Origin of the sequence: Pseudoalteromonas sp. H103 (assembly GCF_001469205.1) — a bacterium.
GTDB lineage: Bacteria > Pseudomonadota > Gammaproteobacteria > Enterobacterales > Alteromonadaceae > Pseudoalteromonas > Pseudoalteromonas carrageenovora.
The window spans coordinates 40393-63520 of the sequence record NZ_LOFG01000001.1 but is presented as its reverse complement, the minus strand read 5'-3'; the positions used below and the strand labels follow the sequence as shown (position 1 = coordinate 63520).

Sequence of the window (23128 nt, the reverse complement as noted above, 5' to 3'; positions counted from 1 at the left end):
AACTCATTAAGGTGTGCTTATTAAACCATTAAAAATGCTTATACAAGGCGTGCTATTGTTGTCATTAGTATTGGTACTTATTGGCCTTACACTTCCACAGCACTATAGCGTGATCAAAACAGTAGAGATAAATGCAGCTCAGGAAGTAGTAAAACCACTGATTACCGATTTTAGCCAATGGTATAAATGGTCTCCTTGGGAGAAAGTAGACTCGAGTATTGAGTTTAATGTAGGCGAACCATCCTCTGGTGTTGGTGCCCATCAGTCATGGCAAGGTCAATGGGGCTATGGCGAAATGACCATTACCTCTGTAAGTCATAACAAAGTAAATTTTAATATTTTATTAAACGCTGAGCACATAATTACAGGTACTTTTACGTTTATAGAACAAAATAATATTGTTACTTTAACCTGCGCCATTCAGGGCCAAACCACAGCCCCTTTAATATCTGGCTACACTGCCATTTTAAGCGAATATGTACTTAGCAATACAGTTTCTTTGGGGTTAAACAACCTTCAAACCATTGCTCAGCTTAGTGATCCACAAAGGGTAGAACAAAGCCATGACAGTCAAAACAGCCCAAGCGAGAATTAATCTTGCCAACATCATAGAGTCCTTACTTGGTTATCCCATAACTAAGGTAGGCTCCAATGGTGTGCTTTCTTCAAGTGATGATAATTATGGCCCTAAAGGGGATATAAAACCGCTTTATCATATAAACAGCGATAACTCGATTTTAGCGCGGGCACAAAAACGTAAAGATTTACTACTTATAAAGCAGCAGCAAAATATAGAAACAATTTTAGCTAAAGCAATGGGGTTTTGCCCTGATGTGGCAAGTAATAAGCAGCCAGATGCCGATTGGATCGAGCACTTTATAGCGCTTTGCGAAGACACCTCTAACGAATCAATGCAAACGCTTTGGGCTAAAATTTTAACGGGCGAAACCTTAAATCCCGGCACATTTTCAATAAAAAGCTTACAAACCTTAAAGCACATGACCCAACGAGAGGCAGACGCACTACAAAAGTGTGTATCACTTTGTGCATACAATGAAAAAGACGACAGCCACTTTATTTTACTTGGGTTCTATAAAAAACCATCGCTGTTCGATTTACTGCGTAAAGGGAATAAAGTGTCGCTAAATTTAGGAAAAACCGGCATTAGCTTTCCTGAAATTTTAACGCTTATGGATCTTAATTTGCTCTACAGAAAAGAGATTGAATCGGCTGTTTTAAAGTCAGGACAAGAACTAACGTTCTCATTTTTATCGCAAAAAGTGACATTAAAAGCTAAAAGTAGTGACTTGGTATTGAGCTATTACAAATTTACTCAAACAGGTGATGAGCTATCAAAGTTGATTAATTACCCTATCAACAAGGTGTATAAGCAATTGATAAATAAAGCACTAGATGGGGAGTTTGATTTAACGTGGCATGTTAATAAATCACATGCCACGTAGTAAGCTCACTAATTAAAAGTGAACTTGAATACCAGCAAATGGGCCTGAGGCATCAATATCAGTTGTAATATCATCAACATCATCAAGTTCTAATATCATAGAACGGTAACCGGCTTTAATAGCTACATCTACCGCCAGGTTATCAATTAACTCCCACGCAACGCCTACTTGGTAATCTTGTACTTTACTATCGTCGATAGCCAAAAAGCTACCTTCAAAAAATACACTTAAACCCGTAAATGGTAAGCCAGCTTCAGCACGACCATAAGCAAGTGGAACAAAGCCCGAAAAATCTTTAGTTTCAGTAAAGTTAGTACCGCCTTCTTGAGTTGTACCATTTACCACAATATCACCATCAAACTGCTTAGCATTTAAACCTAAGTCGATTGATACTAAATCGTTGTCAAAAATTTCGTAGTAAAAAATGTAATCGATATGTGTTAAATCACTAACGGTATTTACCGTAGTACCTACCACATAATCAGAACCATTAAAGCTAAAGGTATCTGAAAGCACAGCTGAACCATTAAGTTCAAGTTCTGTATACTTTAGCTTAATATTTGGAACTAGTGGCACTGGGTGCTCAAGAGCTGCGTAGTAACTTACAAATGTTTCATCTTCAAAATCAAAATCTTGAGATGCATTATTTTTGTAAGAAAACTGTCCGTCATTATCAGTTTTCCAACCATCAACACCTACATATAAACCTAATAGAGTGTCTGCTTGGGCTGCAGGTGCTAAACATGCCATTGAAAGGGCAGCTGCTAAACAATACTTTTTCATTTTTTATCCTTGAGCTAGTAGTTCGCTAAGTTCGATTAAAGCCGCATTGGCTCTAGAAATATAATTTGCCATAACTAAAGAGTGGTTAGCTACGTAGCCAAAACCATTCCCGTTTAAAATTATTGGGCTCCACACGGTTTCTTGAGTTGCCTCAAGCTCACGTATAATTTGTTGTAAGCTAACACGTGCATTTTTCTTTTCAAGTACATCAGCAAAGTCATACTCTACCGCCTGTAAAAAGTGTAAAAGTGCCCATGTAGCACCACGTGACTCGTAAAATACATCATCAATTTCCCACCACGATGTTCTTACTTGTTGCTGAAGTGGAGTGTAAGTCGCCTGCTTATTTGAAGAGTTACCGGCTAAATCGGTATTTACTTTGTCTTGCCCTACGCTTGCACTCAAACGTTGGCTTAAACTACCTAAACGCTTTTCAGCTTCTTTAAGCCAACTACGTAGGTTATCTGCGCGCGCATAAAACTGGCTATCACGCTCATGTTGATTCGCAATCTGCGCACGATATACAAGTAGGTAATCAATTCCTTTTTGGTATTCACCTTCAGCACTCGGCCACGCCCATGCTTCAGAACTAATATTAAATTGTGGCTGCGCCTTTTTAAGTGCTTCATGCTCGGTTGATTGCGACTGAGAACGGCTAAAGTCTTTACGCATAGAAAGCGCTAAATCTCGCACCATTTCAAGTGCGCCATATTCCCACGCTGGCATATCATCCATAATTACACTTGGCGGCATCACATCATTTGATAAATAACCACCTGGTTTTTCAAGTAAAGTGCTCGCTACTGTTATTAATGTAGATGTGGTTGTGTAGCCAGTCACCATAGTTTCACTTTTAAGGGCTGCTTGCTCTTTAGCATTGCTAACTACATTAAAACGTGCAGGCTCGGTACTCCAATAAACTGCAATGGCGTAAAATATGATAAGCAGTACAACAAGTGCACCTACTATTTTTCCTTTATGTTGCGACATTTATCCTCCTAGTGATGAGCGTGATGTTTAGATGGCTTTGACTGCGCAGCTTGCGCCTCAAGAGATACCACTTGAGCATTAGTAAACAAGCGGTTACCGTCATTAAAATATAGCGTGAGTTTACGTTCTTGCCCTACTTTTAATGGCTCTTGTGGATCAAATACCATTAAATGATAGCCACCAGGCTGAAAGCTTACGCTCTCATGGGCTTTAATTGTCACCGATTCAACCTGTTGCATTTTCATCATGCCATTAACATGTGAATGTTCGTGTATTTCTACTCGCTCCAAACCTTCAAGTGTTGCCTTGGTTAATGTTGCCGGCGTTCCACTGTGATTAATTATTGTTAAGTAACCAACGCTTGAGCTGCTTGCTGGTAAAAACTCTCTAACCTGTACGTTGGTGACTTCAAGTTCGGCCACATCAGCGTCATGTTCATGCCCTGCGTGCGCCGCCAATGATGACGAAAAAAAACTAAATACTAATGCAGAAGCCATCGAAAAACACAGTTTCGTCATCATTCTAATCCTTGTGAAAACATTAAATTACACGCTAAATTTAACATAGTTAACTTGTAATAGTCAGTTAAATTAAGGATTAAGAAGCCACTTTTTTGTTATCAGCAACAAGCCAACACAGCACGGCAACAAATAATAACGGCCATGCAATCATTAATGATCCAAATAAAAGTGCTAAAACGGTTCCTACTAATGCCACTATCCCCGCACCCACTAAGCCCATTGTTACTAAGGCAACCACAGCTACAACAGCAACTATTGCAGCTAAAGCGCCCACTAACTCAAGCCCAGCCCAGCTAATGTCGGCAATCCATAACGGCAATTGCCAAGAATCAACATGTATAAACGCTATAAAATCGGTAAACAATAATAAATAGATAAGTACACATACTGCCAAAGCTTTCATGGTCTTACCCCTTAATATGCTTTATCTTCAAGGCAGCAATGCGCAATAAAGTAACCCAGCGCTACAGCAAACGGAAAACTCAAAAATAATAAAATAGTAACTAAACGAGTTGCCCATACCGGAAAATCTAACCTATGCGCTAAGCCGCTACACACACCAGATATTTTTTTGTTTAACGTATCTTTATACCAACCACGTTGGCGATTAAAACTATTCATAATATTCCCCCTAAGCCGTGTGTTTTAAATCAGTTTTTAAGCTAGCTTTCAGCTGAGCTAGTTCAGCGTCAATTTTTTCGTTTTTAACAAGTGCCTCTATTTGCGTGGCTGTTGTATTTGCTGTATCGGTTAACTCATATGCTTCAACTTGTGCTTCAATGCTTTCTACTCTTTGCTCTACTTGCTCAAACCTAGAGAGTGTGTTTGCTACTTTTTCGCTTTGCAAAGTAGTGCTTATTTTTTCTCTAGCAATGGCAACATCGTGGCGCTTAATTAATTGCGCTTGCTTAGTTTTAGCCTGCGCCATTTTTTGTTGAAGTCGTTCGCAATCAGCTGTAATTTTTATAATCGACTCTTTTAACGTTTCAAGCGCAGCTTGCTTACTGGCAATAACATCTATTACACGCTGTTTTTCGATGAGAGCCGACTTTGCAAAATCGTCACGGCCCTTCTCAATAGCTAACTCTGCTTTGGTTTGCCAATTTTTCAGTTCAGTATTTTTATTTTCGATTTGACGTTTAAGTACTTTTTCCTCACAAAGTAAAGAAGCTGCCGTGCTTCGGCACTCATTAAGCGCATCTTGCATCTCTGTAAGCATTAGGTTTAATAGTTTTTCTGGGTCTTGTGCTTTATCAAGCATGGCAACAATATTTGATTGAATTACATCGTTTACGCGGTTAAATATGCTCATTGTATTCTCCTGTTGATTTTTAATTAATTACAGCAAGAAGATTCCAATAGTTGTGCCAACTTCACCAAACTTCATATAAACTATTAAATTTCAATTGGTTAAACATTAAAGTTTAAATTATTTAGTGACTTCAAGCTGAACAACTTTAAGTGTAATTAGCCAATAAATTAGTGTTTTGACTAATATTTAGGATCAAAAAAGCCACTCGAAAGTGGCTTAATAAGTATGGTATGGCTTAGGTTTACTCTGGCACAAAACTCAGCGCTTTATCCATTACCGATAAATCAGCTTGTTTGCCGTGACCATTCTCAGATAAGTGACGTCTAAAACCTCGCGCGCCTGGTTGCCCCTGAAAAATCCCCAACATATGGCGTGCAACATGCCAAAAGTTAGCACCTTCAGACATTTCCCCTTCAATGTAGTCATACATAGAGCGAACTACATCATGACGTGATTGCGTATTGGCAACCTCGCCATAAATTTTTTCATCGACTTCATTTAGCATAAATGGATTGCTATACGCTTCGCGACCAATCATTACGCCATCTATACGCTGTAAATGCTCAAGGCTTTGCTCAATTGTTTTTACACCGCCATTAATGCTTAAATCAAGCTGTGGGTAGTCTTTTTTCAATTGATAAACACGCGGGTAATCAAGAGGTGGAACTTCACGGTTTTCTTTAGGGCTTAAGCCATTGAGCCATGCTTTACGAGCGTGAATAATGAAATCATCACAACCTACTTTATGAGATGCTTCAATTAACGCACATAAAAACTCATACGAGTCTTGCTCATCAATACCAATACGCGTTTTTACAGTCACAGGAATATTTACTTCACTTTTCATAGCAGAAACACACTCTGCAACAAGCTCAGGCTCTGCCATTAAACATGCACCAAACCGACCGTTTTGTACTCGGTCTGATGGACAACCCACATTTAAGTTTATTTCGTCATAACCACGCTCACCAGCAAGCTTTGCACATTGAGCAAGTGCTTTAGGATCAGAGCCTCCTAACTGCAGTGCAACAGAGCCTTCGTGCTTATTAAAATGCAGGTAATCACCACGGCCAAACAAAATAGCCCCTGTGGTAATCATTTCTGTATACAAAACCGTGTGCTTAGTCATTTTACGATGAAAAGTACGACAATGACGATCAGTCCAATCAAGCATTGGGGCTACAGAAAAGCGTCTGTTCAAAGTTCGTTTATCCAAAGTATATTCATCCAAAGTAAAACCCTAACGGGCGTAAAAAGCGAGGTTCAGTAAAGGCGCAGCATTCTACACAAAAGCCTAATAAGCATCAATGCTAAGAAAATACCTGTAAGCCAAAGTAGTGCGCTATACCATTTAAAATATTAGTTACGGCAACAGAGCTTAAAATAAGCCCCATTATTCTACTTATAATACTTGCGCCACTATCGCCTATTAATTTATGCACTTGCGTTGCAAGGAGTAATAAAACCAGCACAACAGCTAATACAGCGAGCATCATCGAAGATGTTAATAATTGTTCAACCCACGTATATTCTTCATTACGAGTCATTAAAACGGCGCCTAACATGGCTCCTGGGCTTGCTATAGAGGGGATCGCAAGCGGAAAAATAGCTGTTTCCATACTATCGCGCACACTTTTTATTTCGGTTTCAGGCTTACTTTCGCCAAATATCATCGACAGGGCAAAAATAAGTAATACAATACCTCCTGCTATTTGAAAAGCAGAAAGCGGAATTTCAATTGCGTTTAACAGCTGCTCTCCAGCTAATACAAAAAACATTAATACTAATGCCGATACACCTACCGCTTTAAATATTACTTTTCGCTTAAACTTATCGTCTTCTCCGCGGGTTACTGCGATAAATACGGGTACAGTGCCTATAGGGTCTATTACAGCAAAAAAGAAAATAAATATCGCTAATAATTCATGCATTACTGGGTTTCCTAGATAAAAAGCGTTTAATAAAAACACTGCAAGTACAACACAGTATGTTAGTATATCATGGTAGCGTAAGGATAAGAGTAATGATGAATATAGAATCACTTGTAAGCAAAGCAAAACAAGTTTGTGATAACCGTGGTGCGCGTTTTACGCCAATCCGCGAAAAAGTATTTCGCCTGTTAGCCAGCGCTCAAGGCGGCGTAGGTGCTTACGATTTACTAGAGCAATTAAAAGTAACAGAAACAGGTGCTAAGCCTGCAACAATTTACCGTGCTCTAGACTTTTTAGCTGAGCTTGGCTTTATTCATAAAATTGAAAGCACAAATGCATTTATGCTGTGTCATCATTTTGATCATATTCACCCTGTACAGTTATTAATTTGCGATACTTGCGGCTTTGTTAAAGAGCTGCACTCTAGTATTATTTCGCATGAGCTAAACAACTTAGCTGCCGAAAGCGGCTTTGTTGTATCAGGCCAAACTATAGAAGCACATGGTAAATGTGAGTCTTGCAGAGTATCGTAACCCCCAAAGTTATCCTTAGTGGCTATACTCATACTATATAGCCACTTCAAAGCACCAATTTAAGAGTAACCACTATGAATGTAGAGTTCATCAATCCCTTTTTATCTTCTTTGATCAATGTGTTAAGCACAATGGCGCAAACTCAATTAAAACCTGGTAAACCTCGTATTAAGACCGATGAGATAGCGTGTGGCGATGTATCAGGCCTCATAGGCATGGTTGGTCCACAAACTCGTGGGTCATTTTCAATTACATTCGATGAAGAGCTTGCATTAACTATTATGGAACGCATGCTAGGTGAGCGTCCAGATTCTATAGACGAAGAAGTTACCGATATGGTGGGTGAAATAACCAATATGGTAACCGGTGGCGCTAAAAACTTATTAGGCGAAAAAGGCTTCGACTTTGATATGGCAACCCCTATTGTTGTATCTGGTAAAGGTCATACTATTACTCATAAAAGCCAAGGTAAAAAAATTATTATGCCATTTAGCAGTGATGCTGGTAACGCCAATATTGAAGTTAGCTTCGACAAACTATGAGTTGGCAGCAAAAGCAAATCACATTAAAACCTCGCTCTAGAGGTTTTCATTTAATTGACGATGAGATACGCGCTCAATTAAATGAGCTTGCTAATTATAAAGTAGGTTTGCTGCATTTATTTATTCAGCATACCTCAGCTAGCCTTACCATAAACGAAAACGCCGATCCTACTGTACGTATGGATATGGAAAGTCATTTCAATAAGTTTGTACCTGAGCGTCAGCCATACTACCGCCACGATTACGAAGGCGACGACGATATGCCTGCTCACATAAAAACCAGCACACTAGGCTGTGAGTTAAGTATTCCTATTTCAAATGGATATTTCGCATTAGGCACTTGGCAAGGTATTTATTTAGGCGAGCACCGTGATGCTGGCGGCGCAAGGCGTATTATAGCAACCATTCAGGGGGAGATGTTTTAGCAAACATTTTTAATGTTTAAAACGCCCCCCCTACTTCACTCCACCTATACAACTTCAAAGTTAATCCCTTTTTTTGTAGGCGCAGAGCTTGCTCTGCGCGAGAAGCGGTAGCTTCTAACAACCAAAACTTCAATACCGAATTACATTTAGAATGAGTTGATAAGAGAGATTTTAAATTATTTTTTATTTATGATTTTTAATATAGAAAAACTTTGAAAGGATATAAAAATATTGGAGCGGTACACGAGGCTCGAACTCGTGACCTCGACCTTGGCAAGGTCGCGCTCTACCAACTGAGCTAGTACCGCATTACTTAATTACTATCACTGCAATTTCTTTTGGTTAGAAATTGGAGCGGTACACGAGGCTCGAACTCGTGACCTCGACCTTGGCAAGGTCGCGCTCTACCAACTGAGCTAGTACCGCATTTTCACTTCTTCAGTTATTTTACGCTTAAGCGCGACAGGTCGCGTTCAACATTCTAGCAACTGAGCTAGTACCGCATTACTTAATTACTATCACTGCAATTTCTTTTGGTTAGAAATTGGAGCGGTACACGAGGCTCGAACTCGTGACCTCGACCTTGGCAAGGTCGCGCTCTACCAACTGAGCTAGTACCGCACTTTCTGATGGTAATTTAATCACTTAAACACACCAACCCCGCGTGGGTTATCGTCTTAAGCGGGGCAGGATTCTACAATAATACGGGGTGTTTGCAAGTGTTTTTTACAAATTAAAGAATTTTTCTCTATAGACCTTTAATTCCATAATAGAATCTTTAATGTCATCAAGCGCAAGGTGTGACCCTTTTTTATTCACTTGTGCTAAAACTTCAGGCTTCCAACGACGGGCTAATTCTTTAATAGTACTTACATCTAAGTTACGGTAATGAAAAAAGTCCTCAAGCTCACGCATGTACTTATTCATAAAGCGTCTGTCTTGGCCTATCGAGTTACCGCACATTGGCGATGCACCCGCTGGCACCCACTGCTTTAAAAAGTCTAGTGTTTGCTCTACAGCGTACGCTTCATCAAAAGTACTCGCTTTACAGCGCGCTGTTAATCCTGATTTACCATGTTGTGTAGTACACCACTCATCCATACCATTAAGTAATTCATCGCTTTGATGAATTGCAATAGTTGGCCCTTCGGCTAATATATTCAAGTCGGCGTCAGTGACAACAGTCGCAATTTCAAGTATTTTGTCGCTCGCAGGTTCAAGTCCGGTCATTTCCAGATCGAGCCAAATTAAATTTGATTTATTAATAGTCATAATTACCTTAAACGGTGCTTTTCTTTAGATCCAACGCATTTCGATATATCATATTAGCATCAACCGTCGAGCTAAAGCTTTTTTTATACCAATTCGGTTAATTAAGTAATCTATTTTGAGGTAGTAAAACATTGTCGATAGTAAGGCAAAAATTTCGTTATTTAGTTGTTCTAAATAAGAAATTTTTAACGTAGCTAGCATCAGATTTAGCCACTCAAAATGGTTAAGTATTATTACTAATTAGAATTATGATCAAACCCGACATTTAAACAAGGTTATAGGCCAAAAGTGGCAAAACAGAAAAAATTAAGTAAAGGCCAATCGCGTCAGATCAAGGCCAATCATCAAAAGCGCATTAACAGCGCAGGCTCAAAACCGGCTAAAAAAGGTGCCCAAGAATGGCAAACCGATAATTTAGGCCAAGTAGAGAGCGCAATTGTGATCAGTCGCTTTGGTCAACACGCCGATGTAGAAACACAAAATGGCGACGTATTGCGCTGTAATATTCGTCGTACGGTTTCTAATTTAGTGTGTGGCGATGAAGTTTTATTTCGCCGTGCAAAAGTAAGCGAAGGCGATTTAGCTGGTGTTATAGAAGCAACGCAAGAGCGTCGCTCACAGCTTACTCGCCCCGATTTTTACGATGGCGTAAAAGTAATTGCAGCAAATATAGATCAAATATTAATGGTGTCGGCAGTATTGCCTGAGTTTACACCAAGTATTATTGACCGTTATTTAATAGCCTGTGAAGACATGGGTATTGAACCCATTTTAGTGCTGAATAAAATCGATTTAATCGACGAAGCAGGTCTAAGCGAAATACAAAAGATACTTGATATTTATCGTAGTCTTGGCTATCAAGTTTTACTTGTAAGTAATATTACCGGCGAAGGTATTGAGCAATTAAAAGACGTACTCGTTGGTAAAAATAATATTTTTGTTGGCCAAAGTGGTGTTGGTAAATCAACCCTCGTTAATACAGTATTGCCCAATGCTGAAATATTAACTAAAGAAGTATCTGAAAACAGTGGCCTTGGCCAGCATACAACGACAGTTTCGCGCTTACATCACTTACCTAGCGGTGGTAATTTGATTGACTCACCGGGTATTCGTGAATTTGGTTTATGGCACTTAGATGTTGAACGTGTAACCTGGTGCTTTAAAGAATTTAGAGAGTTTATAGGCGGGTGTCGTTTTAGAGATTGTAAACATTTGAACGATCCGGGCTGTATTATTAAACAAGCGGTAGCCGATGGCGATATTTCGCAATTACGCTTTGATAGTTACCACAGAATTTTAGAAACAATGGCCGATGGCCGTGCTGGGGCCCGTGCGCCTCGCGTATAAAATTAGGAAACAACCTGTGAATTTAGATAAATTTAAAATCGCAATGCAATACGCAATGCCAAAACATTTTATTTCACGCGTAGTAGGTAAATTAGCAGCAGCTAAAGCTGGCGCTCTCACTACAACATTAATAAAGCTTTTTATTAAGCAATATAAAATTGATATGAGCGAGGCTGAGTATTCAGACCCTGCGCATTACAAAACATTTAATGAGTTTTTTACTCGCCCATTAAAAGAGGGCGTACGCCCAATGGCACAGGGCGACAATGTTATTACTCACCCTGTAGATGGCGCAATTAGCCAGCTAGGTGATATTGTTGACGGACAGCTAATACAAGCAAAAGGCCACGACTATAGCTTACAAGCGCTGTTAGGTGGCTCTGAGGACGATACCACGCCATTTTTAGGCGGTAAGTTTGCAACTATTTATCTAGCGCCAAAAGACTACCATCGCATTCATATGCCTATTGATGGCACATTAAGCAAAATGATTTACGTACCTGGCGATTTATTTTCGGTAAATCCGCTGACTGCGCAAAACGTGCCTAATTTATTTGCGCGTAACGAACGGGTTGTTGCTATTTTTGAAACCGAAATTGGTCCACTGGCTATGGTACTTGTAGGCGCAACAATTGTTGCCAGTATTGAAACCATTTGGGCAGGTACCGTTACTCCACCAGCAGGTAGCGATGTATTTAGCTGGAACTACCCAACTAAAGGCGAAAACGCGATTACCCTTAAAAAAGGTGAAGAAATGGGTCGCTTTAAATTAGGCTCAACCGTAGTACTCGCTTGGGGCGCCGATAAAGCAGATATTTTAGACGATCAGCTACCTGAAACAGTAACTCGCCTTAATACAGCGTTTGCAACAATTAAAGGAAGTGAAGAGCTGTAAGTTGTTAGTTGTTAGTTGTTAGTTGTTAGTTAAAGATTAGAAAGCACCGCGTTTATTACAAACGCGGTGCTTTTTTATTGGCAGACATAGGGCTTGCTCACGTTAAAAGCGCAGCTTACAATGGCTTAACCCCGAGTTTAGCCCCGCGAATTACCTCTTACTTTATTTACCGCACTCTTTACAGTTTAAATCTTTAACTACTTTAAAATGTTGCTGCTTTAAACTCAGCGCATCGAAGGTAATAAACACACTTCCCTCAACGTGCCCTAATAATATATTAAGCGTAAGTTGTGCCTGCATAGAACCAATAACACCCAATAAAGGGCTTATTACACCCGCATTACTACAATTTACCACAGGCGCAGAGTCACTTTTTGTAAAAACGCAGCCATAACACGGGCTATTATTTTGCCTAAAATCAAACCCCATTAACTGCCCTTTCGTTGCCAGTGCTGCACCTGCAATTAACGGTGTTTTATTGGCAATACAATAGCGATTAACACTATAGCGTGTGGCAAAATTATCTGAGCAATCAAGTACTACATCGATATTGTTTAAAAGCTCAGCTGCATTGTTATCATCAAGCTTCTTATTGTGCGTCACTATGTGTATTTGATTATTAAGGCTTGTTAATACTTTGCCTGCAGCTGTTACTTTGCTTTGCCCTAAGTGATTGACTTTATAAAGCACTTGGCGCTGCAAGTTAGAAAGCTCAACAGCATCATCATCTATTAATATAAGCGTACCAATACCCGCTGCCGCTAAATACAAAAGTGCGGGACTACCTAACCCGCCCGCACCGACTACAGCAACGGTTGCAGCTTTTAATACCAACTGCCCTTCTAGCCCCACTTCTTTTAATAATAAATGACGACTATAACGCAGGGTTTCTTTATCGCTGAGCTTATCCATTGGGCTGGTTTACAACACTTTGTAGCGCACTAATCGCAGCAATATAATCATCCGATTCACTAATGGCTCTTACTACCGCAACACTCCCTACTCCTGTATCGGCAACCTCGCTTGCGCGGGTTAAATCTATTCCGCCAATAGCAACCGTTGGATAGCTTTGCATTAATGGCACAAACTTTTTAAGTTTATCGAGCCCTTGTATTTGCCCTGTCATATCTTTGGTCGTGGTTGGGTAAATAGCGCCAAATGCCATATAACTTGGTCGGTAGTTGTGCGCACGGAGCATTTCGTAAAAGCCATGAGTCGAAAGCCCAAGCCTTAAACCCGCGTCTTTAATGGCGGCTAAATTAGCAATTTCTAAATCTTCTTGGCCTAAATGCACGCCATAAGCACCGTGCTTTATAGCTAACTGCCAGTAGTCATTTATAAATACGTGAGCGCTGTACTTTTTCCCCAGTTCAACTGCCTGTTTTATGAGTTCATCAAGCTCAATATCAGTTTTATTTTTAACGCGCAGCTGCACTGTTTTAATGCCTTGTTCTAAGCATTTAGTTAACCAGTCAATACTACTAACCACAGCATATAAGCCGAGTATTTTACTCTCACAGGGCGCAAAATCCGCAGCCATATTAAATTCAAGCGGCACATCAAAATCAAGCTCATCACCAAGCCAACTACCTGGCTCAATCACTTGTGGAAAATCATCTAAATTTGTAGGAAAAGCAGTATGCGCAACCGGGCCGATTCCTTCACCGTATCTAACTGACTGCTTTAAGCCTTGGTTTATATAAGCTTTAGCTAAAATAAAGGCATCTTTTAATGGATAGTCTTTTGCTAAACACGCGGCAATAACCGAAGCCATGCTGCAACCTGTACCATGGCTATGGGGGCTTTGAATTTTTTTATTACCAAGCCAATACTCTTCACCCTTTTGCGTAAAATTGTTGATACAGTAATCAATACAATAACCGCTTGGGTAATCCCAATGCCCACCTTTAATAACAACCGCTTTTGCACCCCAACTTAATAACTTATTTGCTGCATCTTTAACGGCGCTTGGGCCAATCAAATACACACCTGTAAGTAATTGAGTTTCGTGCGTGTTAGGTGTAATCACATCCACCAGCGGCATTAAGCATTCTTTAATCGCACTTACGGTATCTTCTTCTGTTAATACATCACCACTTGAGGCAATAGCAACGGGGTCGTAAACAATCACAGGAGGGACTGGCCATTTAGCTTTGTAATGCGCTATATGCTCGCTTATTAATTGAATTTGCTGCACATTTGCTAACATTCCAATTTTAATTACTTTGGCTTTCATATCACTTTCAAGCGCCAGTAATTGCGACTCAATAATATCGGTAGATACCGCGTTAATAGCCTCTACACCTAAGCTATTTTGCGCCGTAAGCGCGGTAATTGCAGTACAACCATGCACGCCAAAACTTTGCATTGCTTTTATATCGGCCTGAATACCTGCACCACCGCCAGAGTCAGAGCCGGCAATTGTCCACACTAGATTATTCATACTCTTTATTTCCTTACTGCTGATGCCAAAACGGCATGCCCATTGTAGGGGTTGAGGGGGCTGCTAAGTCTTTTTCAGGCATTGCTTTGGCATTATATGCAAAGCGCCCAGCCTCCACTGCGGCTTTAAATGCGCGGCTCATCGTAATTGGGCAACCCGCCCCTGCGATCGCTGAATTTAATAATACCGCATCATACCCTAATTCGAGTGCTTGGCAGGCATGTGAAGGTAAACCAAGCCCCGCATCAACAATCAGTGTTGTGTTTGGTAAGCGTTCGCGAATTGTTTTTAAATTATAGCTATTTAAAAGCCCTTTCCCGGTGCCTATAGGCGCGCCCCATGGCATAAGCACTTCACAGCCTAGCTCATTTAAACGCTGGCAAAGTACCAAGTCATCGGTGCAGTAAGGTAGTACTTTAAAGCCATCATTAATTAATATTTTTGTTGCCTCTAACAGCGCAAATGGGTCGGGCTGTAAGTTGTAGTCATCACCTATTAGTTCAAGCTTAATCCAATCGGTAGCAAATACTTCACGGCACATTTTAGCAAGCGTAACGGCTTCTTTTACACTGTGGCACCCTGCTGTATTAGGCAGTATTTTAAGGCCGGTATTTTTAATTAATTGCCAAAAATCATCCCCCGCTGCCGCGCTTTGCTGCCGCCTGAGCGACACGGTTACAATTTCAGCCCCAGAGGCAACTATCGATTGGGTCATAGTATCGGGCGACGGATACAGCGCTGAGCCGATTAATAAACGACTATTTATTTGCTCTCCATAAATAGTTAAACAGTCTTTAGTTTGCATGAGCTTTATCCGCCTTGAATTGGTGACAGCAACTCAACACTGTCGCCTTCATTAAGTACATAGTTACCGTGCTGACTTTGTGGAATAAATTCACTATTAACAGCCACAGCAAAAGGCGCAACTGCACCAAAACTTTGAAGTACCTCAACGAGCGTTTTGCGATCAACATTAAGTAGCTCGCCATTAATTGTTATATTCATTTATTACTCACCCTATTTTTGAAACTGCATCGGCCACCAAAGCCGGCGCTAACATATAACCGTGGCGGTACAAGCCATTAATGCTAATTACATTTCCCTTTTTTAAAACCACAGGGCGGTTATCGCTAAATGCCGGGCGTAAGCCGGTTTGAATATTAAGTAATCGAGCCTCAGCAAACCCACTGTGCACAGTGTAAGCAGCCGAGAGTAATTCAAGCGTTGAGCGCACAGTTGCTGGGCCGCCGTCACCAGACTCTATTTCGGTTGCACCAATTACATATTCATTATTAGGCTTCGGCGCTATGTAAATTGGGTATCGCGGGTGCATTAAACGCACCGGTCTAGTTAAATTAACCTCTGGTGCCTGTAATCTTGCGACTTCTCCGCGCACCCCTCTGAGTGGTTTATCGGCTTTAGCACCAAGCCCTCGGCAATCAATAATATAGTCAAAGGCGCGGTTATTAATTTCACCGTTTTTAATACTTACTCGCTGATTAAAAACAAACTTAACTTTACGTTTATTGAGCATGCTAAAACTTGCTTTGTAAAAGGCTTGGTTATCTATTTGCCCTTCGCAAGGTAAAAAGACACCTTGGTTAAACCGGTTTGCAAGCTCTGGCTCTAACTTCGCTATTTGCTGAGCGTTTAATGCCTGAGCACAGTGCCCTGCTATTGGCTTTATTCGCTGAGTAAAGCTTTGAAGGTCGCCTTTATCTTGCTGATGCGCAACAACTAGCGTGCCTTGCTGCTGAAAAAATACGTCACCTTCAAGTTCGCTTATTATTTCTGGCCAGCGCTTTAGTGAGTTAAGCCCCATAATGGCTAAATCAGCTTCACACAATACCGACTCAGCAAGCGGGGCAAGCATTGCCGCAGCCACTTTACCGGCGCTATTTTGGGTGTGCTCATCACTTGCTTCAAACACCGTTACATGGTGCGACTTACTTAGCTCAAGAGCAGCTAAGCGCCCTGCTAAACCAAAACCCACCACAGCAATGTTATAAAACATAAAATCTCCTATTAGCCGCGCTCTGCAAATAACTGGCTACGAGCAATAAGGCGCTTACTTTATTGCTCGTAGCCCAAGCCCTATATGGCTTATATCGCTTTGTGGTAAATTTCAGAGCCTGTTTGTTTAAACTCCTCTGATTTAGCTTTCATTTGCGCTTCTACATCAACCATTTTGATCTCTATGGTTTCACCTGCATTATTAGGGTCAATGCCACGCACTTCTAAGTCTTTAGCGTAATCACGCACTTCTTGGCTAATTTTCATTGAACAAAACTTAGGGCCACACATAGAGCAAAAATGCGCAACTTTACCTGACTCTTGCGGAAGGGTTTCATCATGGTATTCGCGGGCACGCTCTGGGTCTAAACCAATGTTAAATTGGTCGTGCCACCTAAATTCAAAACGTGCTTTTGATAAGGCATTATCGCGCTCTTGCGCGCCCGGGTGCCCTTTTGCTAAATCGGCGGCATGCGCTGCAATTTTGTAGGTAATTAAGCCTTCTTTAACATCTTCTTTGTTAGGCAAGCCTAAATGCTCTTTTGGTGTTACATAACAAAGCATTGCACAGCCGTACCACGCTATTTGAGCAGCGCCTATACCCGATGTTATATGGTCGTACCCTGGTGCTATATCGGTCGTTAATGGGCCTAATGTATAAAATGGTGCTTCATCGCAATGTTTTAATTGCTCATCCATATTGGCTTTAATCATGTGCATTGGCACATGCCCTGGGCCTTCTATAAATACTTGTACGTCGTGCTTCCATGCAATTTTAGTCAGCTCACCTAAGGTGCGTAACTCACTAAATTGCGCCTCATCGTTGGCATCAGCAATAGAGCCTGGGCGAAGGCCATCACCGAGTGAAAAACACACATCGTACTGCTTTAAAATTTCGCAAATATCTTCAAAGTGGGTGTATAAAAAGTTTTCTTTATGGTGCGCTAAACACCACTTAGCCATAATTGAACCACCGCGCGATACAATACCGGTAACACGTTTTGCCGTCATTGGCACATAACGCAGCAATACACCGGCATGAATAGTAAAGTAATCAACGCCCTGCTCGGCTTGCTCTATAAGCGTATCGCGGAAAATTTCCCACGTTAAGTCCTCAGCCACACCGTTTACTTTTTCAAGCGCTTGATAAATCGGTACTGTACCAATGGGCACTGGTGAGTTGCGTACTACCCACTCACGCGTTTCATGGATATAACGCCCGGTCGATAAATCCATTACGGTGTCGGCGCCCCAACGGGTAGACCACACCATTTTTTCTACTTCTTCTTCGATTGATGAACTTACCGATGAATTACCAATATTGGCGTTAACTTTTACTAAAAAATTACGCCCCACTATCATTGGCTCAGTTTCTGGATGATTAATGTTGTTAGGTAAAATAGCGCGGCCTCGTGCAATTTCGTCACGTACAAATTCTGGGGTAATAAATTCAGGAATGCTCGCACCAAACGACTCGCCTTTATGCTGCGCTGCTAATAACTCTTCACGAATTTGCGCACGCCCCATGTTTTCACGTACTGCCACGTATTCCATTTCAGGGGTGATGATGCCTTGGCGAGCATAATGCATTTGCGTTACGTTTTTGCCCGCTTTACCACGGCGAATTTTTGGTAAATGATCAAAACGAATATGATCAAGGCCGTCATCGGCCATACGTTGCTGAGCAAATTGCGAAGTGACCGAGTCGAGCATTTCGGTATCATCTCGGTTTTGTATCCATTGCTCACGAAATTTAGGCAAGCCTTTGCGTACATCTAATTCAAAATTAGGATCGGTATAAGGGCCCGATGTATCGTAAACTCGCAGTGGCTCATTAGGCTCATACACAGGGTTTTCGTCGGTGCCGCCGATAAAGGTGTCGCTTAGTGTTATTTCGCGCATACCTACACGCACGCCCGGCTGGCTGCCTTGTACATATACTTTGTGCGAACTTGGAAACGGCTGGCCCGTTAAGTTATAAATATATTCAGACGCGGCTGCGCGCGTTTCTCGACGTGTTGATTTATTTGTAGTGTTTGACATGACTTACCTCATTGCTAAAGGATTGTCTTGTCAGATATTCCATAAGGAATAGAGAAAGATCGTAAAGCAGCTGTAATGCTACTTTGCGGCCTAATAATATGACATTTTGTTGTGCGCATAAAAAAAGACGCACAAGCGTCCCATTTTAGGCAGCTTGTTCCCTACGCAGGTATTAACCTGATCAGGTTCACGGATCCCGCTTTCGCGATCTCAGCCTAAGTTAAGCTTAGGCACTCCGACAAGTATTGATATATAAAATTTGTTCGTTGATTTGACAAATAATTTGTCTAATCTGCGCTGAGTGTACGCCAGTTAAAAATTGCCTGCAAGGGGCTAATTTTTAAAAACTCAAAAATTATTTTGGAATAAACACAAACGTTTGCTCGCCTTGCATCACCAATTGTTGGTTTTGCATTTTAAGCTCTGCGCCTTGTTTTAAAGCCTCTAGTAGCTGCTGCTCAAACTCGTCAAGCTCTTCACCACACGACTTTCGTGTCATACCTAACTTACTTACAGTTAAACTACTTTTTTCAAGCTCGCCTTCGCCAAAAAACTTATTACAACCAGCAAAACCGTTCACTTGTAGTGCTTCTATAAAACTCATGGAGGCGTTATAAGACGCCGGAATAGCTAAACCATCAACCTTTGATAATTGCCATTGTGTGTATTTTAGCTGCTCAGTGGTAACTGTCCCTGTTGATGCGCAACCAACACATAAACCGATTACAAGCATCGGTATTGCTGCTAATTTCATGTTACTACTAACTAATTGTCTAATTAGTGTCATAGTAACAATTTTTATGCTATTTATCCGTTAAAAATGCATGTTTTAAATGTAAATTTTTGTTCTATGATAGTTTAAAAGTTAAACAGCTTAATTTAGATCTCGGTTTTAAATAGGTTATCTATTTCAGGCGGTAAAAATGGTCGGCCTTTTTCGTTAACCGAAGTACCAGTTACAAGCGCGTTAAGCATTACTTTTTCATCACGCTTGCGCACCACTGTTTGCTTAAACGCAAATTTTAAACGACTAATGCGTACTGGCTCTACAGCCACGTAAAACTCATCACTCGGTATTAAAGAGTGTTTGTAATCCATTTCGCTACGTATCACTACAAGGTTAATTTTATCTTTTGCCAATTGAGCAAAATCAACACCTTTAGCGTATAAAAACTCGTGGCGCGCGTGCTCTAAATAATTAAAGTAAACACTGTTATTTACAATACCCTGTAAGTCACATTCATAATCACGCACTTTAAAGTCAACTTTAAAGGTCATATTAGTAATCCTAATTATTTAACGTATAATTGCCGCGTTTATAGCACATGTGTTGAAATAATTGCTACCATAGAAGTCCCTAAAATGGAGTTAAGTAACCCAATGAACTTACGTTTGTCTTTAATTACTGCCGCACTTTTACCGCTAATCAGTGCACCACTTGTAGCTCACGCTGATGACAGCGACCTTGAAAGAATCGTTGTAACTGGCGACTTTCAACGTGAAAGCATTCAAACGCTAAGCGCCAGTGCAAGCCTATTCAGCGAGTCTGAAATTAACCAGCGTGGCGCAAGTTACTTAGACGAAATGTTAGGTAGCACTGCAAACGTAAACTTTACTTCAGGTGCTTCTCGCGGTCGTTATATTCAAATTCGTGGTGTGGGACTTCGCTCACAATTTGTAGATCCAATTAACCCATCTGTGGGTTTAGTTATTGACGGCATTAACTACTCAGGCCTTGGTGGTAGCTCATTATTATTTGATATTGACCAAGTAGAAATTTACCGCGGCCCGCAAGGCACTCGTTTTGGTGCAGATGGTATGGCCGGCATGATCCAAATGGAATCAGCACAAGCCACCGCCGATCCTAGTTTAAAATTACAAGTGGGTATGGGCACATACAACTCACGCGAAGCAGGTCTTGCAGCAAGTACAGGCTTAACTGATGATACAAGCGCACGCGTAAGCTACTTTCGTAGAAAATCAGACGGCTATGTAGATAACCTATATTTAAACGACGAAACTCAACAACAAGATGAGCAAGTAGCCCGCTTTAAATTAAACAGCCAACTTACTGAGCATTTAAACACTGAGTTAAACCTACATTACATTGATATAAACAACGGTTACGATGCGTTCACGCTCGATAACAGCCGTAATAGTGTAGCAGACGAGCCAGGCCAAGATAATCAACAAAGCTACGCCATTGGGATTAATAATACCTACACAGGTTTTGACGCCTTTGACGTAAATTTAAACCTATCAGCCATTGATACAGAGCTACTTTACAGCTTTGATGAAGACTGGGTATGTAACGATCCGAGCGAGCCACAATTATGTGCTGCAGGCTTACATCCAGATGGATACAGCTATGAAGACGCTTACTATCGCGATCGTGATGATAGAGCAGCTGAATTACAGCTCAGTGGAAAATTAAAAAATTGGGTCTTGGGGGCATATTACCAAGTGCGTGATGTAGACCTTGATCGTCAACGTAGAAAATTTTCTGAATACCAAACCTTTAATTCTCGATATGAAGTAAGTAATGCTGCGATTTATGGCCAAGTAGCGACATCGATTGGTCCAAAAACCACATTAATTACTGGTTTACGTGTAGAGCAATACCAAGGTGACTACACCGATAGTAATGGCTTTATAGAAGATACTGACGACGTAATGGTCGGTGGTAAAATTGCGCTAGAATATCAGGTAATTGACCGCACCATGATCTACGCAAGCATTACCCGTGGCTACAAAGCTGGCGGTATTAACTCAGAAGCGCTTGCTAAAGCCAAAGATGAAGGCTTAAACCTAAGCGCTGATTTTCTCCAGCAGCACACCAGTTTCGATCCTGAATATTTATGGAGCGGCGAATTCGGCGTTAAAGGCTCATCGCTTGATGACAAATTTACACTTCGCTTAGCCACATTTTACATGCATCGTGACAACATGCAGTTAAAAGGATGGTTAATAGAAGATCAACAATTTACCAGCTATGTTGATAACGCAAGTTCTGGCAGCAACTACGGACTAGAAGTTGAGGGAAGCTACCAACTAACCGATAACCTGTTTTTAACAGGTAGTGCTGGTTACTTAAATACAGAAATAGACGATTTTGTTGCTAGATCTAATATCTATCAAGCCCCTTTAAATCAAGACGGTCGTGAGCAAGCACAGTCACCTAAATACCAGTATGCGTTTACTGCTCGTTACAACTTTACAAATGAGCTTTACGGTATGATTGGGGTAGAAGGTAAAGACGATTACTACTTCTCAGATAGTCATAACTCACAGGCGCCAAACAGCAATTTAGTTAACCTAAGTTTTGGCTACGAAGCCGATATGTGGGCAGTACGCGCATGGGCCCGTAACGTATTTGACCAAACAGTACCAACACGCGGCTTTGAGTTTGGTAACGATCCACTTGATGGTTACGAAACACATACCTACGTACAGTTAGGCGAACCTCGCGTAGCGGGTGTAACGTTTACGCTAGAGCTTTAAAATTAAGTTGTCAGTTGTCAGTTGTCAGTTGTCAGTTGTCAGTTGTCAGTTGTCAGTTGTCAGTTGTCAGGTAAAGATTAGAAAACACCGCGTTTAATTAAAGCGCGGTGTTTTTTTATCTGAAAACCAATAACTTTTCTAAGCCCTATCTACATCAAACGCGATTACGTCTTTAATTTTATCTTTATCCGTTGCAAGCATTACTAGCCTATCTATTCCCATTGCAACGCCTGCACACTTTGGCAGTCCGTGCTCAAGTGCGGCTATTAAACGCTTATCCATAGGCACGTGGTTTAAGCCATTCTCTGCGCGATAAGCGTTATCTTCATCAAAGCGTTTTGCCTGCTCTTTAGCATTAGTTAACTCATTAAAGCCGTTCGCTAATTCAATATTTTTATAATAAAGCTCAAAGCGCCCTGCTACTCGGTTATCGTGTTCACAAATTTGCGCCAATGCCGCTTGGGTTGCCGGAAAGTGATATACAAAACACGGTTTAGTTTGCCCAATGGTTGGCTCTACTTTCATACAAAATAACAGCTGCAATAAGGTGTCTTTATTTGTTTCGTTATTGGCTATATCAGCAAAGCCGTGTTCGCTGGCAAGTGCTTGTAATTGCGTAAGCGTAGCAGTTAATGGGTCAAGCGCTAACACTTGCTCAAACGCTTGTTGGTAAGTCAGTCGCTCAGCAGGCGTTACATGTAAAATAAGCTGCATTAGCTCATCCATTTCATCCATAAGTGCAAACTCATCAAACCCAGGGCGGTACCATTCAAGCATAGTAAACTCAGGGTTATGGTGGCTACCGGCTTCCTCGTTTCTAAAGGCCTTACAAAGCTGAAATATTGGCCCTGAGCCTGCTGCTAATAAACGTTTCATTGCAAATTCAGGCGATGTTTGCAAATAAAGCGGCAAGCCACCCGCGTGGCCTGGGCCTACAAAAGTAGTACTAAAACTTGCTAAATGCACATCGGTTACGCTTGCACCGCTTAAGCTAGGTGTTTCTACTTCCATTACATTACGCGTATAAAAAAACTCACGAATAGTACGTAATATTGCCGCGCGCCGTTTAAGTGTTTCTATGCTTGCGCTTGGGGCCCAAAGTGTTGCTGACATA

At 41.1% G+C, this 23128-nt stretch carries 26 protein-coding genes, 3 tRNA genes and 1 riboswitch; of the genes, 8 read left to right on the top strand and 21 right to left on the bottom strand.

Annotation, left to right across the window (positions count from 1 at the left end):
- Positions 1–13: 13 nt before the first annotated feature.
- Positions 14–595: an SRPBCC family protein gene (locus ATS74_RS00345; RefSeq protein ID WP_082660541.1), complete on the top strand. Its 582-nt coding sequence runs from the start codon at positions 14–16 to the stop codon at positions 593–595.
- Positions 564–1463 (top strand): TIGR03899 family protein, encoded by a 900-nt coding sequence (locus ATS74_RS00340; protein ID WP_058546967.1) that lies wholly within the window; start codon positions 564–566, stop codon positions 1461–1463. Before ATS74_RS00345 ends, ATS74_RS00340 begins: the two co-directional genes overlap by 32 nt.
- Before the next feature lie 12 nt (positions 1464–1475).
- On the opposite strand, the gene ATS74_RS00335 is transcribed toward ATS74_RS00340, so the two are convergent.
- The 8 genes from ATS74_RS00335 to ATS74_RS00300 form a co-directional block, all read right to left on the bottom strand.
- Positions 1476–2246, bottom strand: coding sequence for a TIGR04219 family outer membrane beta-barrel protein (locus ATS74_RS00335; protein WP_058546966.1), 771 nt, complete (start codon positions 2244–2246; stop codon positions 1476–1478).
- A 3-nt stretch (positions 2247–2249) separates the two neighbouring features.
- Positions 2250–3236: a DUF2333 family protein gene (locus tag ATS74_RS00330; protein WP_058546965.1), complete on the bottom strand. Its 987-nt coding sequence runs from the start codon at positions 3234–3236 to the stop codon at positions 2250–2252.
- Positions 3237–3244: 8 nt separating this feature from the next.
- Positions 3245–3754 carry a copper chaperone PCu(A)C gene (locus ATS74_RS00325; protein ID WP_058546964.1) on the bottom strand — a complete coding sequence of 170 codons (510 nt, stop codon included), beginning with the start codon at positions 3752–3754 and terminating at the stop codon, positions 3245–3247.
- Positions 3755–3833: 79 nt separating this feature from the next.
- A complete protein-coding gene (locus tag ATS74_RS00320) occupies positions 3834–4160 on the bottom strand; it encodes a hypothetical protein (protein WP_058546963.1) in 327 nt (108 codons plus the stop codon).
- Positions 4161–4171: 11 nt separating this feature from the next.
- Positions 4172–4378 carry a PspC domain-containing protein gene (locus ATS74_RS00315; protein ID WP_058546962.1) on the bottom strand — a complete coding sequence of 69 codons (207 nt, stop codon included), beginning with the start codon at positions 4376–4378 and terminating at the stop codon, positions 4172–4174.
- A gap of 10 nt (positions 4379–4388) precedes the next feature.
- Positions 4389–5069, bottom strand: coding sequence for a PspA/IM30 family protein (locus tag ATS74_RS00310; RefSeq protein ID WP_058546961.1), 681 nt, complete (start codon positions 5067–5069; stop codon positions 4389–4391).
- A gap of 241 nt (positions 5070–5310) precedes the next feature.
- Positions 5311–6243 carry a tRNA dihydrouridine(20/20a) synthase DusA gene (gene dusA / locus ATS74_RS00305; RefSeq protein WP_058547500.1) on the bottom strand — a complete coding sequence of 311 codons (933 nt, stop codon included), beginning with the start codon at positions 6241–6243 and terminating at the stop codon, positions 5311–5313.
- Between the two features lie 136 nt (positions 6244–6379).
- Positions 6380–7000, bottom strand: coding sequence for a MarC family protein (locus tag ATS74_RS00300; protein ID WP_058546960.1), 621 nt, complete (start codon positions 6998–7000; stop codon positions 6380–6382).
- Positions 7001–7095: 95 nt separating this feature from the next.
- Between ATS74_RS00300 and ATS74_RS00295 the strand changes: the two genes are divergently transcribed.
- The 3 genes from ATS74_RS00295 to ATS74_RS00285 all read left to right on the top strand — a co-directional run bounded on the left by ATS74_RS00295 (position 7096) and on the right by ATS74_RS00285 (position 8500).
- The gene (locus ATS74_RS00295) at positions 7096–7533 is read left to right on the top strand and encodes a transcriptional repressor (RefSeq protein WP_058547499.1); all 438 of its coding nucleotides are present in this window, start codon (positions 7096–7098) and stop codon (positions 7531–7533) included.
- Positions 7534–7607: 74 nt separating this feature from the next.
- Positions 7608–8075, top strand: coding sequence for a chemotaxis protein CheX (locus ATS74_RS00290; protein WP_058546959.1), 468 nt, complete (start codon positions 7608–7610; stop codon positions 8073–8075).
- The gene (locus ATS74_RS00285) at positions 8072–8500 is read left to right on the top strand and encodes a secondary thiamine-phosphate synthase enzyme YjbQ (protein ID WP_058546958.1); all 429 of its coding nucleotides are present in this window, start codon (positions 8072–8074) and stop codon (positions 8498–8500) included. Before ATS74_RS00290 ends, ATS74_RS00285 begins: the two co-directional genes overlap by 4 nt.
- Positions 8501–8732: 232 nt before the next feature.
- Here ATS74_RS00285 and ATS74_RS00280 read toward each other — a convergent pair.
- The 4 genes from ATS74_RS00280 to orn all read right to left on the bottom strand — a co-directional run bounded on the left by ATS74_RS00280 (position 8733) and on the right by orn (position 9772).
- Positions 8733–8808 (bottom strand) — tRNA-Gly (locus ATS74_RS00280).
- A gap of 42 nt (positions 8809–8850) precedes the next feature.
- A tRNA-Gly gene (locus ATS74_RS00275) sits at positions 8851–8926 on the bottom strand.
- Positions 8927–9045: 119 nt separating this feature from the next.
- Positions 9046–9121, bottom strand: a tRNA-Gly gene (locus ATS74_RS00270).
- 105 nt (positions 9122–9226) lie between these two features.
- On the bottom strand, positions 9227–9772 hold the full coding sequence (gene orn / locus ATS74_RS00265) for an oligoribonuclease (protein WP_058546957.1): 546 nt from the start codon (positions 9770–9772) through the stop codon (positions 9227–9229).
- Positions 9773–10060: 288 nt separating this feature from the next.
- Here orn and rsgA point away from each other — a divergent pair, with 288 nt between their 5' ends.
- Both rsgA and asd read left to right on the top strand, forming a co-directional pair.
- Positions 10061–11119 carry a small ribosomal subunit biogenesis GTPase RsgA gene (rsgA, locus tag ATS74_RS00260; protein WP_058546956.1) on the top strand — a complete coding sequence of 353 codons (1059 nt, stop codon included), beginning with the start codon at positions 10061–10063 and terminating at the stop codon, positions 11117–11119.
- 16 nt (positions 11120–11135) lie between these two features.
- Positions 11136–12014, top strand: coding sequence for an archaetidylserine decarboxylase (gene asd, locus ATS74_RS00255; protein WP_201023010.1), 879 nt, complete (start codon positions 11136–11138; stop codon positions 12012–12014).
- Between the two features lie 162 nt (positions 12015–12176).
- Here asd and ATS74_RS00250 read toward each other — a convergent pair whose 3' ends face one another.
- From ATS74_RS00250 to ATS74_RS00215, 8 genes are all read right to left on the bottom strand, one after another.
- Positions 12177–12926, bottom strand: coding sequence for a HesA/MoeB/ThiF family protein (locus ATS74_RS00250; protein ID WP_058546955.1), 750 nt, complete (start codon positions 12924–12926; stop codon positions 12177–12179).
- A complete protein-coding gene (gene thiE, locus ATS74_RS00245; protein ID WP_058546954.1) occupies positions 12919–14457 on the bottom strand; it encodes a thiamine phosphate synthase in 1539 nt (512 codons plus the stop codon). The genes ATS74_RS00250 and thiE overlap by 8 nt, the downstream gene beginning before the upstream one ends.
- A gap of 13 nt (positions 14458–14470) precedes the next feature.
- Positions 14471–15262 (bottom strand): thiazole synthase, encoded by a 792-nt coding sequence (locus ATS74_RS00240; protein WP_058546953.1) that lies wholly within the window; start codon positions 15260–15262, stop codon positions 14471–14473.
- Between the two features lie 5 nt (positions 15263–15267).
- Positions 15268–15462 carry a sulfur carrier protein ThiS gene (gene thiS, locus ATS74_RS00235; RefSeq protein ID WP_058546952.1) on the bottom strand — a complete coding sequence of 65 codons (195 nt, stop codon included), beginning with the start codon at positions 15460–15462 and terminating at the stop codon, positions 15268–15270.
- A gap of 7 nt (positions 15463–15469) precedes the next feature.
- On the bottom strand, positions 15470–16471 hold the full coding sequence (locus tag ATS74_RS00230) for an FAD-dependent oxidoreductase (RefSeq protein WP_058546951.1): 1002 nt from the start codon (positions 16469–16471) through the stop codon (positions 15470–15472).
- Positions 16472–16560: 89 nt separating this feature from the next.
- On the bottom strand, positions 16561–18513 hold the full coding sequence (gene thiC / locus ATS74_RS00225) for a phosphomethylpyrimidine synthase ThiC (RefSeq protein WP_058546950.1): 1953 nt from the start codon (positions 18511–18513) through the stop codon (positions 16561–16563).
- A gap of 141 nt (positions 18514–18654) precedes the next feature.
- Positions 18655–18761, bottom strand: a riboswitch (TPP riboswitch).
- 107 nt (positions 18762–18868) lie between these two features.
- The gene (locus ATS74_RS00220) at positions 18869–19267 is read right to left on the bottom strand and encodes an META domain-containing protein (protein ID WP_327078199.1); all 399 of its coding nucleotides are present in this window, start codon (positions 19265–19267) and stop codon (positions 18869–18871) included.
- Between the two features lie 125 nt (positions 19268–19392).
- Positions 19393–19791: an acyl-CoA thioesterase gene (locus ATS74_RS00215; RefSeq protein ID WP_058546949.1), complete on the bottom strand. Its 399-nt coding sequence runs from the start codon at positions 19789–19791 to the stop codon at positions 19393–19395.
- Between the two features lie 102 nt (positions 19792–19893).
- On the opposite strand from ATS74_RS00215, the gene ATS74_RS00210 reads away from it, so the two are divergent.
- Entirely contained in the window at positions 19894–22014 is a 2121-nt protein-coding gene (locus ATS74_RS00210; protein ID WP_058547496.1) for a TonB-dependent receptor, read from the top strand.
- Positions 22015–22152: 138 nt separating this feature from the next.
- Here ATS74_RS00210 and epmA read toward each other — a convergent pair whose 3' ends face one another.
- Positions 22153–23127, bottom strand: coding sequence for an elongation factor P--(R)-beta-lysine ligase (gene epmA / locus ATS74_RS00205; RefSeq protein ID WP_058546948.1), 975 nt, complete (start codon positions 23125–23127; stop codon positions 22153–22155).
- Position 23128: the final 1 nt, after the last annotated feature.